The organism is Prolixibacteraceae bacterium (assembly GCA_019856515.1).
Lineage (GTDB): Bacteria > Bacteroidota > Bacteroidia > Bacteroidales > Prolixibacteraceae > Halosquirtibacter > Halosquirtibacter xylanolyticus.
In genome coordinates, this window is the sequence record CP082230.1 from 1,101,333 (window position 1) to 1,114,816 (window position 13,484).

Sequence of the window (13,484 nt, forward strand, 5' to 3'; positions counted from 1 at the left end):
ATGGGTTTATTATGTTCGACATTTATACCTTTTCCACTTTACATATCTACACTTTTTTTTAACTTCGTATTGGTCAATTATTGTCCTCAAATAAGAATCGTATTCAATTCTCAAATCCTATGTTGCAAATTTCAGATATAAAGCAGAAGTTTAAAGCTATCACATTCAAACAATGGCTAAAAATTTTACTTACATTGGTCATTATTGGAGTCACATTTATAATACTGTTTATTTTCAGTATATATATGGGGATATTTGGACCTGTTCCTTCATATGATGATCTAAAAGAGATAAATAACCCTGTTGCTTCTGAAATATACAGCTCTGACAATCAACTTATTGGACGAATATACCTTCAGAACAGAAGTAATGTATCCTATGATGAGATATCTATTCACGCGATTCAAGCATTAGTTGCCACCGAAGATTCTCGTTTCTATGAGCATGAAGGTATTGATGAGATGGCTCTTCTTCGAGTATTCTTTAAGTCCATTATCTTGCAACAACACAATTCAGGAGGAGGAAGTACACTAAGCCAACAAATTGCTAAAAACATATACGGTAGAGAAAACCATTGGGTTCTCTCCATGCCTGTAAATAAAATTAAAGAGGCTATAACAGCTTACCGTTTAGAACAACTATTTAATAAGGAAGAAATTCTTACTCTCTATTTGAATACCGTTCCATTTGGTGACAATACTTATGGTATTGAGACTGCATCCCAACACTTTTTCAGTAAAAAAGCAAAAAAACTCAGTCTAAATGAAGCTTCTGTGATCGTAGGTATGCTGAAAGCAAATACATATTATAATCCCAGATTACATCCCGACCATGCTTTTAAGCGAAAGAAGGTCGTATTACATCAAATGGTTAAGAACAACTATCTATCACAAAAAAGATATGAAAGCCTCTCTAAAGAGAAGGTCATATTAAGATTAGATGACGGGCCTATAATTACAGAACTATCGGGATATTATAAGCACGAGATCCGAACTCAAACGATTAAATATCTCGCATCTGAAATAAAAGCCAATGGTAAGCCATTTAATATCTACACTGACGGTCTAAAAATATATACGACTATTGACAATCGTATGCAACAGATGGCAGAAGAGGCTGTGCTTTATCATATGATGAATGTCCAAAAGAACTTTGAAAGACATTGGAAAGGTCGAAATCCTTGGGGCAAGGATACTTCAATTATCGGTAGAGCTCTTCGTAGTTCTCGAAGATATAAAGGATTAAAAAAGAAGAACACAACACCTAAAGATATCCAAAAGATTTTCAGCACGCCTATCCCAATGCAAAAGTTCACTTATGATGGGATAAAAGAAGTTAAGATATCTCCGATGGATTCTATTAAATATTCGATCCAACTTCTTCATCCAAGTTTTATCGCAATTGACCCTCAAACTTATCAGATTAAAGCATGGGTTGGTGGACCAAACTATAAATACTATCCATATGATCATGTGAAGTCGAAAAGACAAGTTGGCTCAACATTTAAACCCTTTGTTTATGCTGCAGCAATTGAAAGTGGTGTGGATCCAGGAAAGTATATAAGCAATGCTCAAGAGACATACGAAGATTATAGTGGATGGACACCCAAAAATGCTGAAAATCATTATGACGGCTACTACTCTATGGAAGGAGCTTTAGCACATTCAGTAAACACTGTAGCTGTTAAGGTAATGATGGAAACAGGTGTGGATAATGTAGTCAATTTAGCTCATAATATGGGAATCAATCAGAAGCTACCACATGTTCCTTCTTTAGCTCTAGGTGCTGCAGATTGCTCACTACTTGAATTGACATCAGCCTACACATCCTTTGCCAATGGAGGGATGCATGCCAAGCCGATTATCATTAAAAAAATAGATGACTCCGATGGTAATACAATAAGGACTATTGATACAGAGGTCCCACGCAGAGTGCTTAAACAAGAGACAGCTGCTATTATGAACCGCTATTTAAAAGCAGTAGTGGATAGTGGAACAGGACGATCCCTTCACAGCAGATACGGTCTTCGAATCGATATTGCTGGAAAAACAGGAACCACACAAAATGGTGCCGATGGATGGTTTATGGGCTACTGTCCCAATTTAGTAACAGGAGCCTGGGTAGGTGCGAACAACCCAAAGATTCATTTCCGAACATTACGATATGGACAAGGAGCATATCTAGCACTCCCTATTGTAGGAGGTTTTTTCAAAAGATTAACGACAACAAAAGCAACAAGAAGACAGTATCAAAGAGAGTTCGTTCCACCATCAAATAAGTTTCTTCGAGAGAATGGACAGATGTCCATGTTTTCAGAAACAGGTAAGAAGAAAAAACCATGGTTAAATATCGATTTAGGTTTTTTAAAGTCAAAGAAAGATACTACAGAACAGCTCGAAGAGATGAAGAAGAAAGCTCCAAAGAAGAAAAAGAAGAAGAAAGGTCTATGGAGAAGCATCAAAGGAGTTTTTGGAAGAAATTAGGCTGTGTTGTGAACTCTATGTTATTCCCAATGGTTTAAAATTATAAACGAATCAGACTTATGGATTTTAGAAGTATTGTTTTCTTGTCAGTAGCTCGTAATTTGAACTTCACAAAAGCTGCAGAAGAGCTCCACATTAGCCAACCTGCTGTAACAAAGCATATAAAACTACTTGAAGAGTCACTCGAAACCACTCTCTTTGAGAGAAAAGGGAATCGTATTGTTTTAACTGATGAAGGCTATTTGGTGCAGAAGCACTACCTTGAGATGCATGAGATTGAAAATACTCTAATCTATGAGTTGCAACAACGCAACAATAAAACAAAAGGAGTTTTACGTATTGGTGGGAGCTCCACTATTGCACAATATGTATTACCTCCTATAATAGCCAAATTTCATCAACGTTTTCCAAATGTACGGATAAGCTTGGTTAGTAGTAACTCTTTTCATGTATTAGAAATGCTACATAACAATCTTATCGATATAGCATTTGTTGAGAATCATTCCACAAGATCCGATTTAAACTACAGGTATTGGATGGATGATGAGCTCGTTATTATTACGGGGATGAAAACAAAAGTTGGGAAAGAGGAACTCACATTGGAAAAGATAAAGAAATATCCACTTATCGTTAGAGAGATTGGCTCTGGAACACTTGAAGTTATAGAACATATATTCAAAGACCACCATCTTAACATGGATGACCTGAATATCAGAATGCACTTGGGAAGTACGGAAGCGATGAAACATTACCTCACCGAATTCGAAGGGATAGGAATTGTTTCAAATCAAGCCATTCAAAATGAATTAAAGTGGAATCACTTGAAGATTCTACCATGTGAAGAGATCAAATTTCATCGAGCCTTTCGGATATCTACTAAAAAAGGAGAGTCTCGAAGACTCATCGATAATTTTATCGAATTTACGCTAAACTATAACTTTTAGTTATAACCTATAATAATATAGTATTTGACTTACATTCATTTCTCGACTACTTTTGCATTAAATAATTAACGCGAATATTAGTAGTTATGAATGTAACCGCATTAAACCCAATAAGGAACTACGACTCTTTAAACAAGAAATTAGTCCTTGGAATTCCATTTCTTTTTCTCATCCCTCATTTCGAAGCAGCATTTGCTCTCATACTAGGGATAGTTGTCGGAAACATTCCTGCATTACGCAAGCATGTTCCTCATACAGTATCTGCATCCAGCCTACTGAAGTACTCCGTAATTTTAATGGGATTTGGAATGCACTTGGCACCTATGATCCAAGTATCAAAGGAGGGGTTTATCTTCACTGCTATCACCATCACCACTGCTCTTGTACTTGGAAAAGTGCTCGGGAAACTTTTTGGCATCGACAAACAACTTGGCTTCCTACTTTCTTGTGGTACAGCCATATGTGGTGGAAGTGCAATTGCAGCTGCAGCGTCAGCAACTAATGCAAAGACACAAAACATCTCGATTGCATTAGGAGTCGTTTTCTTATTAAACTCTATTGCTCTTCTTATATTTCCTTCTATTGGACATTTCTTTGAAATGAGTCAGACCCAATTTGGGTACTTTAGTGCATTGGCTATTCAAGACACAACTTCTGTTGTTGGTGCATGCAGCACTTATGGGGATGAAGCATTACAAATCGGCACAATGCTTAAATGTGCAAGAGCACTTTGGATTATACCTCTGACTATTGGTGTTGTTATGTTACACAAAGGTGATAATACATCGGAAGATGGGACAAAAAAGAAAAGAGCATGGCCAGTATTTATCCTCTTCTTTATCGGAGCAATTCTATTGGTTGAACTTTTCCCACAATGGAATAATACTTTTGACCATTTGTACTGGATAGGAAAGAAGATCATGTTGTACGCAATTTTCCTTACTGGACTAGGAATAAATAGAAGTTTAATCCAACATCAAGGAACCAAGCCATTATGGATCGGGGTCTTATTATGGATTGTTCTCATCGCAGTCTCACTGTACATCACTATTTATCATGTAAGTTAACATTTAAAATAAAGAGCCATGAACCACACAATTATTATCCTATGTTTAGTTATTGCAGGAGCGAGCCTCTTAAAAGGAATGACCAGCTTTGGTTTTTCATTGATGGCATTTCCAATACTACTGAATTTCTACTCTCCAATGGTATTAGTTCCAGCATTAACGCTTTGTAATGTATTAACGAGTGCGCAAATTATTTTCACGACAAAATCAGAAAAGAGCAAACACTCAAACCACTGGTTAATTATTGCAGGTTTTGTAGGAATTATTCCAGGAGTACTGCTACTACAAACACTTGATGTGGCAACATTAAAAGTTATTGTCGGTGTTATATTTGTACTTCTATCGATATTATTCCTTTCTGGCTTTAGGTTTAAAATTAAACATCCCATTAGAGCTCAAATCATCGCTGGAAGTACTGCTGGGTTTCTCGGAGGAGCACTATCTGTTAGTGGTCCACCACTAGTGCTATTTCTAACATCAATGCAATTTAGTAACCAAGAGTTTCGATTGCATTTCGCGCGATTTAGTGTATTAACCTCATCGGTAGCCTTCATCGGCTATTTCTTAAGTGGAATGATTACACCTCAGGTTTGGAAAATATTCTTAATATCGTTTCCCATACTCATACTTGGAACAATATTGGGACAACGCCTGTCGACCAAAGTTTCTATTAAGTTCTTCCAAGTATTGTGTATAACCATATCATTATGTGCAGGAATATGGTCATTAATATCTGGATTAGACATATAAACCACAATTTTTTCTCAACAAAGACTAGTTATTTGATCATTTTAGATCAATAGTACAAATTAGATTTACAACACAAACTTATCAAATGTGGTTCATGCAAAATGAAGGCAGACAGCTCTTTAAGAGGAGCATCTGCCTTTGCATATTTCATTCTGAACCAAACAATTAATGTGCTAACTTTAATCCGATTAAACCGATTACAATTAACATTACAGCAAGTACCCTAGCGATGCTTGAAGCGTCACCAAATAAAACGATTCCAACAATAAATGTTCCCACAGCTCCAATACCAGTCCAAACAGCATAAGCCGTTCCAATAGGTATCACCTTTTGGGCATTAAATAAAAAATACCCACTCAACCCCATGGATGCAACAGCAAACAATATCCATAGATATTTATTATCTGAAGACTGTGAAAGTTTAAGCCCCAAAGGCCATCCTATTTCAAAAACTCCAGCTAAAATTAAATACAACCAACTCATTAAATACCTCTTTTAAATAATACTTCTTACAGGATTATTCATCCATTATCTACTCTCTAAATGATATTGGTCAAAAATATCACTATATATTACTAATTTTACGGTTATTATCTAGGTAAAAACATTTCATTTCCATGCAATATATATATGATGACATTCAAGAATACACCCAAGCATTTGCTTCAAGAACAATGGTAAATAACCATAAATTTTGTCTATGTAGCATTAAGGAATATCCATCCGACAACAAACAGTATTACAAAAGATACAAGGTTCCCCATTACCGTACATTTTTTGAAATTGCAATTATTGAGAACGACAGCATGCAAGTTCAGATAGGCGACACAATCTCTTATTCCTCAAGTAGTGTTATAGAAGTCATTTCGCCATACCAATTGTTTTCCATGAAACCACCAGTAAACTTGGACCTGAAAAACAATAATGCTTCAAGTAGAATATATACAATATTATTTAGTGCCTCGTTTTTAGGCAAACAGATAGAAGACTATGAAATTCAAAACCAATACCCTTACTTCAAACTTCATACCCTACCCCGCTACTCATTGACAAAAGATGAATTACAATCATTCAAATATCTTATTAGATCGATGAAAGAAGAACCTGTAATTGAAACCAAAGAATACAGTAAGCTACTAAAAAGCTATTTGAAACTAATTCTACTCAAGATCTCACTGATTACAAAGAATGGTGATACTAAAGCTATCATAAGTAGGTCTGAACAAATTACATCCCAATTTGAATCACTGCTTTCCAAGCACACATCACCATTTCTATCTATTCCAGAATATGCCTCCTTAATGAATATTAGCCCAGCCTATCTTACAGAGTCTATAAAAAGAGCTACGGGAAAAAGTGCACAAACATTATTAATAGACTACAAACTTCTCTTTGCTAAATCTTTAATTAAACAAGGCAAAACATCCATTACTGAGATCGCGGATAAAATTGGTTTTAGTGACAATTCTAATTTTGTAAAATTTTTCAAAAGGCACACTGGCACAACACCACGTAGATTTAGAGACTTATAGAAGTTACTTTTCATAAAAAACACAGCTAAAAACAACAACTGATTACAACTTCATTCTAGACACAAATATATCATCGTAAAAAACTGAACTACAATACATCAATTTATGTTTTATGTTTTTTTTGAATATTGAATACTACTTTCTATACGATTAGATACATTTTATTCAAAAAAAAGTATCATATTTGCACTCAAACCCGTTCCAGTCTGTTATGGTATGGCTTCAGAAATAACCAATAAAAAACGATATTCGATGACGATCAAAAGAAACATTGTTCTAATCCTAATCTTTTCTTGCTTTCTACAAGTTGTACAAGCGAAGAAGAAGTATCCTTATCAAGATCCATCATTAGATGTAAAAACTAGAGTTGATGACCTCTTAGGAAGGATGACTCTTGATGAAAAAGTAGCACAACTTCACCAAGGAAGTGTCTCCAGTAAATTGGAAGACGAAAAGGTGACTGAACAAGTGATAAAAACAACTTTTGGTGACAAGAGTATCGGAACTCTTGCGAGTCCCTTTATTCACTCAGAGAATATTGCAATTGTATATAATAAAGTTCAAAGATACTTGGTCGAAGACACAAGACTTGGAATCCCTGCACTATTAATTGCAGAGACACTACATGGACACCTTGCTATTGGGGCCACAGTATTTCCTCAGAGTATTGCGGTTGGAGCGACGTGGAATACAGAACTAACACATAAAATGGGTATTGCCATTGCAAAAGAAGCTAGTTCTGTTGGTGTAAAACAAGCACTTGCACCGGTTCTTGACCTTTCTAAAGATCAAAGATATGGTCGAGTAGAGGAGTGTTATGGAGAAGATCCATATTTAGTTTCAAGAATGGGAGTAGCATATATTACAGGAATGCAAGGAAATACACCACAAGCCATTGGCAGTCAAAATGTAATGTGTATGGCAAAACACTTTGCTGCATATTCTGTTCCCAATGGAGGTATAAACCTAGGGCCAGCACTCATTGGAGAACGTGAACTTCGCACATATCACCTTCCTTCATTCGAAGCAGCAGTAAAAGAAGCTAAAGTGGCATCAATTATGCCATCATACAATGAGTTAGATGGAGTTCCTGCCCACTCTAATCCTTTCTTATTACATGACATTCTTCGTAAAGAGTGGGGATTTGATGGATTTGTATTTTCAGATTACGAAGGAATTGACATGCTACACTATTTCCAGAAAGTAGCAAAAGATCGTAAAGATGCAGCACTACAAAGTATTAAAGCAGGGGTCGACCTTGAAGCCCCAAATGACGATTGCTACAGCAACCTGAAAGAACTTATAAAAGAAAACAAAGTAGATATTTCTTTAATAGATCGTTCTGTACGACGTGTTCTTGAGGCAAAGTTTAAAGCAGGATTATTTGAGAATCCTTATGTAGATGCTAAGATGGTAAAGAAGGTGATGAAACAGAAAAAACATGTCGCACTTTCTCAATCAATTGCTGAAGAAGCAGTGGTGCTATTAAAAAATAAAAACAACGTACTTCCTTTAAAATCCAACAACCTAAAAGTTGCTCTTTGTGGCCCAAATGCTGATAAAGTACAGTTTGGAGACTATAGTTACTCAAAAAGGAAAGAGGATGGTGTAACACTTTATGAAGGGCTAACCAATAAGCTAGGCACATCACAGGTTCTTTATACAGAAGGTTGTGATTTAACCAACCAAAACAGAGGTGGTTTTGATCAAGCCATTGCGAATGCTGCAAAGAGTGATGTCGTTGTAGTAGCTGTTGGAGGTACTTCAGCCATACTTTCTGGTATTGGATGGGGTGGTGGAACGTCCGACATCAATACATGTGGAGAAGGTTTTGACCGTGCAACATTAGGATTACCTGGAGTTCAGCTAGACCTAGTGAAAGAACTTAAAAAAGCAGGGAAACCAGTCATTGTTGTTATGATTAATGGTAGAGGGTATTCGATTCCTTGGTTAAAAGAAAATGTGGATGGTATCGTTGAAGCATGGTATCCAGGAGAAAAAGGGGGTGATGCAATTGCAAACATTCTTCTTGGAAAAGTAAATCCTTCTGGAAAACTTCCTGTTACACTTGTACGAACAGCTGGCCATTCACCATCAAATTACAATTATAAGCCTTCAGGACACGGTTACTACCATAAACCAGGAACTCCACAACGTCCAGGACGCGATTATGTATTTTCTTCACCAGCTCCATTATATGCATTTGGATATGGTCTAAGCTATACTCGTTTTGATATCAACAATCTAAAGATCACAAAACAGAAATATAATCAAAATGATACAATCCACTTTTCTGTTTCAGTTAGAAACAAAGGGATAATGGATGGAAAAGAGGTTATTCAGGTCTATGTAAACGATAAGTATAGCAGTGTAACGACTCCTGTTCAGGCATTAAAAGCATTTAAAAAAGTTGCCATCAAAAGAGGGCAATCGAAGACAATAGAATTCTCTATCCCCGTAAGTGAACTTCATTTGATCAATAGAGAGATGAAGAAAGAGGTGGAAGCTGGAGAGTTTGAAATTCAGATTGGCAATAGTTCAGATAATATTCTTGTTCGCAAAAATATTGAAGTACTATAGTTCGATTTCATTATTATTCGTATTTATTCTCAATTGCGCTGGCACTGTTTCTTTAACATGCCAGCGTTTTTTTTGTTCTGTATACCTCCTATCTCTTCTCGAGTACATTTCAAAACACAATCATTTGCAAGCATCGTCCCCACTTCTTTTTTAACAATTGTAAATCAAACATATTTAAGGCTCTATCTGTTGGTTATTCAGTAATGTTTAATTTAACCAAATATCTTTATGGATTCAAAGAAGGTAGGATTAGCTGGTTTGGTCGCCATTGTTTTTACTTCAATGGTGGGTAGTGGAGTATATAATATTCCCCAGAATATGGCTGCTGAGGCTAGTGCTGGTGCATCTCTTATAGCATGGATAATAACAGGAGTCGGAATGTTGTTTTTAGCACTTACATTTAAGCTATTATCAGATAAAAGACCTGATATAACAAGCGGTATTTATGGATATGCAAGAGAAGACCTTGGTGACTATGTTGGATTTAATGCAGCATGGGGTTATTGGGTATCTGGTGCAGTTGGAAATGTTGCTTTTGCAATCTTACTAAATGATGCCCTTGGATTTTTCTACCCTGTTCTTAAAGAGCATGGATGGGAAACGATAGTATTATGCTTAGGTATGATCTGGTTCTTCTCCTTCATTGTGATGTTTGGTGTAGAGTTTGCTACAAAACTAAGCTCCTACTCTACAATCATTATCATGATTGCTCTCTCCGTCATTTTAGGCTGTTTAATATATGCTTTCGATTGGAATACATTTGTCGATTCATTCTTTGGAGAGAAGTATAACCTGCCATCTGTAGGCAAACAAATAAAGAGTACCATGATGGTAACGCTATGGTGTTTTATTGGTATTGAAGGTGCAGTGGTAATTTCAGACAGAGCTCAAAAGAAAAGCGATGTAGGTAGAGCAACAATGATTGGACTTGTTGGAGCGCTATTTATATATAGTGCAATATGCTTACTATCCTTCGGTATTATGACACAACCGGAACTATCAAAAGCAGTAAGTCCATCAGCTGGTTCTGTTTTAAAGGTTGCTGTAGGAAATTGGGGTAATGAATTTGTAAATATTGCCGTTATTTTATCTCTTCTTGTTTCTTGGTTAGCATGGACTGTTTTGGTTGCAGAAGTACCATATGCAGCATCTAAAGATGGGCTATTACCGAAATTTTTTGATAGAGAAAATCGACGTAAAGCACCAGTATCTTCATTAGTTATCACGGCTATTTTAATGACCATTGTTATGGGATTGGTATTTACGGCCTCTGATGTCTATCTCGCAGCAGTAAATATTGCATCTGTAATGATCATTCCTCCATATGTTCTCAGTTCACTTTATTTATGGGATGGAACAGAAAAGCACAAACTAACCTATAAAGATCATAAACGAAGAATTAAGGGGTTAATAATTGGTATTGGAGGAACTTTCTATGGGGTCTGGCTTCTTTACTCAGCAGGTATAAGCTACCTATTAATGTCTGCCATTTTCTATTTTATCGGTATCCCGTTCTACTATAGAGCAAAAAGAGAACACCTGAAGAGTGGTGTCCATATCTTTAATAATAAAGAACGTGTACTTGCCATTTTAATTATCATCGCAACCATTGTTGCTGTAAGTATGATGTTAGACGGAAAATTGACAACCTAAATACCAATCATAATGGAATATAATAAGCTTTTTAAATATTTAGTGATCGACAAGTCGGTCCATTCGAATACTATTACAGGAACGTTAATTCGTAATATTATACAAGAAATTGAGAACAAGGATCATAAAGTAGTTGTCGCGACCAACCAAGAAGAAGCCGAGATTGCGATAGATAATGATCCAGCATTCGGGTGTATTTTACTTGACCTTGATCATGAATCGAAGAACTATCACACCCAGAGTATTATTGATTTTATTCGAAATAAAGGATACGAAGTTCCTATCTTCATCTTATCCGAGAAACAAAAAATCAACGAGATACCTGTCACAATGCTTGAAGAGGTAAGAGGCTTCATTCATCCAGAAGAAGAGACTCCTACATATGTGGCTAAATATGTCAATCGTGCATTTAAGGAATATATCGAATCGTTAAAAACTCCATTCTTTGGAGGAATGATTGATTGGGCAGAAGCAGGTAATGACATGTGGTTATGTCCAGGTCACAACGGTGGAAATTTCTTAAGAAAATCTCCTCAAGGACGTATTCTTCATGATTATCTCGGTGAATCTTTTTGGAGAGCAGACTTCAATTTTGTTCCCGACCTAGGAGATGTATCAAATCACACAGGTGCATTTCTTGAATCGGAGAAAGAAGCATCTAGGATATATGGCTCCGAAAGAACTTATTATGTCCTCAACGGGTCGACAACCTCAGTTAAAATTGTCAATGGAACATTGATGAAAGATGGTGACCTTATATTGTGTGATAGAAACAATCATAAGTCTCATCACCACTCATTTATGCTATACGGAGCAATACCGATATTTATTGAAGATGATAGGAATGACTATGGTATGGTAGGCCCTATGAAACTAGGTGCTTTAGACGAAAAAAGAATACGAGAGCAGATAAAAAACAATCCTCTTGTTAAAGATCCCAATGCATGGAAAAAAGAACGACCATTTAGAGCTGTTATCATTGAAAATAACACCTACGATGGTACAACTTATAACGTCCAAACCATTTTAGATAAAGTAGGACATCTTGCAGATTATATTTTCTTCGATGAGGCATGGGGTGCTTTCATGAAATTTCATCCACTTTTTAAAGGTCGCTATGGAATGAGTTTGGAGCTCAAACCTGAAGATCCAGGATTATATGTTGTTCAATCCACACATAAGCAGCTTAGTGGTATGAGTCAAGCATCCCAAATTATCGTTAAAGATTCGCATATCAAAGATCAACCTAGATGTGTGAACCATTTGCGCATGAATGAAGTATACTTAATGCATATGAGCACATCTCCTTTCTATCCGATGTATGGATCATTGGATGTTGCAGCACAGATGATGAAAGGAAAGTCAGGGTTTATTCTTTGGAATGAAGCATTTAAACAAGGTATTGAGATTCGAAAGAAAATACGCGAATTGCAACATCATTATCAAAAAAACACAGATCCTGCAAAACGCTGGTTCTTTGACCCGTTTGTACCTCACCACCTTACAATTGAATCTGAAGGAATTATCGATATGGCCTGGGAGGAAGTACCAACAGAGGTTCTTCTAGCACACCAAGAGGCTTGGGTGATGAAACCTGGAGATATTTGGCATGGGTACGAGACACTAAAAGGTGATTTTGCAATGATTGACCCTTCTAAATTAATGATCTTAACACCTGGTATCAATGTAAAGGACCACACATATAATGATTTTGGTGTTCCTGCACCTATCTTAGGTAAATATATGCGATCCAGAGGTGTCGTAAACGAGAAGACTGACTTCAATTTGATTCTTTTCTTAGTCACTCCAGGATTAGAGAAAAACAAAGCAGGCACTTTGCTTTCTGAACTTGTTCGCTTTAAAGAACTCTATGATAACAATGCCACAATGGATGAAATGTTCCCTGACCTTACAGCTAGTTATCCAGAATTATATAAAGGAAAACACGTGAAAGAGATAGCTCAGAAGATTCATGGTATATACAAAAGTAATAATGCAAAATTGTTACAAAAAGAGATTTTCTCTGCAGAACATTTCCCAGAGATGGCGATGACACCTCACAAAGCACACGAAGCACTCCTTTCAGGAAATGTGGATTTTGTTCCATTCTCAGAAGCCAAAAATAGAATTGCTGCAACCGTAGCATTAGTCTATCCTCCTGGTATCGGAGTGATCTGGCCAGGTGAAAGATACGATGACAAAGCGCAGCCAATGTTAGACTATTTTGAACTATTTGAAAGAACCAATCCATACTTCCCTGGTTTTGATAACGAAATTCAAGGAGCATATCTACAAAAAGGATCTGACGGAGTTGAACGCTACTATACATATGTAGTAAAAGAATAAGAGGTCAAGAGTTCAAAGAAACTCTCTCATTATTGGTTGTTGTTTTATTTTATGGCGTTTCTCGCTTTATAGTTATTACATGGGGATTTAACAAGGTGGGAAACTCCTCATTTTTTCATCAAAATAAGA

General features: G+C 36.4%; 9 protein-coding genes. 8 read left to right on the forward strand and 1 reads right to left on the reverse strand.

Features of this window, described 5'->3' with window-relative positions:
• Window positions 1-119 precede the first annotated feature (119 nt).
• The 4 genes from K5X82_03780 (at window position 120) to K5X82_03795 (ending at window position 5,244) form a co-directional block, all read left to right on the forward strand.
• Window positions 120-2,483, forward strand: a complete 2,364-nt coding sequence (locus K5X82_03780) for a transglycosylase domain-containing protein (GenBank protein QZT38026.1) — start codon at window positions 120-122, stop codon at window positions 2,481-2,483.
• A gap of 59 nt (window positions 2,484-2,542) precedes the next feature.
• A complete protein-coding gene (locus K5X82_03785) occupies window positions 2,543-3,427 on the forward strand; it encodes a LysR family transcriptional regulator (protein QZT38027.1) in 885 nt (294 codons plus the stop codon).
• Between the two features lie 86 nt (window positions 3,428-3,513).
• Window positions 3,514-4,494 carry a putative sulfate exporter family transporter gene (locus K5X82_03790; protein QZT38028.1) on the forward strand — a complete coding sequence of 327 codons (981 nt, stop codon included), beginning with the start codon at window positions 3,514-3,516 and terminating at the stop codon, window positions 4,492-4,494.
• A gap of 18 nt (window positions 4,495-4,512) precedes the next feature.
• Window positions 4,513-5,244, forward strand: a complete 732-nt coding sequence (locus tag K5X82_03795; protein QZT38029.1) for a sulfite exporter TauE/SafE family protein — start codon at window positions 4,513-4,515, stop codon at window positions 5,242-5,244.
• A gap of 165 nt (window positions 5,245-5,409) precedes the next feature.
• Here K5X82_03795 and K5X82_03800 read toward each other — a convergent pair whose 3' ends face one another.
• A complete protein-coding gene (locus K5X82_03800) occupies window positions 5,410-5,727 on the reverse strand; it encodes a multidrug efflux SMR transporter (GenBank protein QZT38030.1) in 318 nt (105 codons plus the stop codon).
• Between the two features lie 134 nt (window positions 5,728-5,861).
• On the opposite strand from K5X82_03800, the gene K5X82_03805 reads away from it, so the two are divergent.
• The 4 genes from K5X82_03805 (at window position 5,862) to K5X82_03820 (ending at window position 13,355) form a co-directional block, all read left to right on the forward strand.
• Entirely contained in the window at window positions 5,862-6,776 is a 915-nt protein-coding gene (locus K5X82_03805; protein QZT38031.1) for an AraC family transcriptional regulator, read from the forward strand.
• A 252-nt stretch (window positions 6,777-7,028) separates the two neighbouring features.
• Window positions 7,029-9,356 carry a glycoside hydrolase family 3 C-terminal domain-containing protein gene (locus tag K5X82_03810; GenBank protein QZT38032.1) on the forward strand — a complete coding sequence of 776 codons (2,328 nt, stop codon included), beginning with the start codon at window positions 7,029-7,031 and terminating at the stop codon, window positions 9,354-9,356.
• A gap of 228 nt (window positions 9,357-9,584) precedes the next feature.
• Window positions 9,585-11,009: a basic amino acid/polyamine antiporter gene (locus K5X82_03815; protein QZT38033.1), complete on the forward strand. Its 1,425-nt coding sequence runs from the start codon at window positions 9,585-9,587 to the stop codon at window positions 11,007-11,009.
• 12 nt (window positions 11,010-11,021) lie between these two features.
• Complete coding sequence (locus K5X82_03820) at window positions 11,022-13,355, forward strand: hypothetical protein (protein ID QZT38034.1); 2,334 nt, start codon at window positions 11,022-11,024, stop codon at window positions 13,353-13,355.
• Window positions 13,356-13,484: the final 129 nt, after the last annotated feature.

Excerpts from the sequence above, each read along its gene's own strand:
- K5X82_03780 (QZT38026.1), top strand. The coding sequence starts at position 120 with ATGTTGCAAATTTCAGATATAAAGCAGAAGTTTAAAGCTATCACATTC.
- K5X82_03785 (QZT38027.1), top strand. The coding sequence starts at position 2,543 with ATGGATTTTAGAAGTATTGTTTTCTTGTCAGTAGCTCGTAATTTGAAC.
- K5X82_03790 (QZT38028.1), top strand. The coding sequence starts at position 3,514 with ATGAATGTAACCGCATTAAACCCAATAAGGAACTACGACTCTTTAAAC.
- K5X82_03795 (QZT38029.1), top strand. The coding sequence starts at position 4,513 with ATGAACCACACAATTATTATCCTATGTTTAGTTATTGCAGGAGCGAGC.
- K5X82_03800 (QZT38030.1), bottom strand. The coding sequence starts at position 5,727 with ATGAGTTGGTTGTATTTAATTTTAGCTGGAGTTTTTGAAATAGGATGG.
- K5X82_03805 (QZT38031.1), top strand. The coding sequence starts at position 5,862 with ATGCAATATATATATGATGACATTCAAGAATACACCCAAGCATTTGCT.
- K5X82_03810 (QZT38032.1), top strand. The coding sequence starts at position 7,029 with ATGACGATCAAAAGAAACATTGTTCTAATCCTAATCTTTTCTTGCTTT.
- K5X82_03815 (QZT38033.1), top strand. The coding sequence starts at position 9,585 with ATGGATTCAAAGAAGGTAGGATTAGCTGGTTTGGTCGCCATTGTTTTT.
- K5X82_03820 (QZT38034.1), top strand. The coding sequence starts at position 11,022 with ATGGAATATAATAAGCTTTTTAAATATTTAGTGATCGACAAGTCGGTC.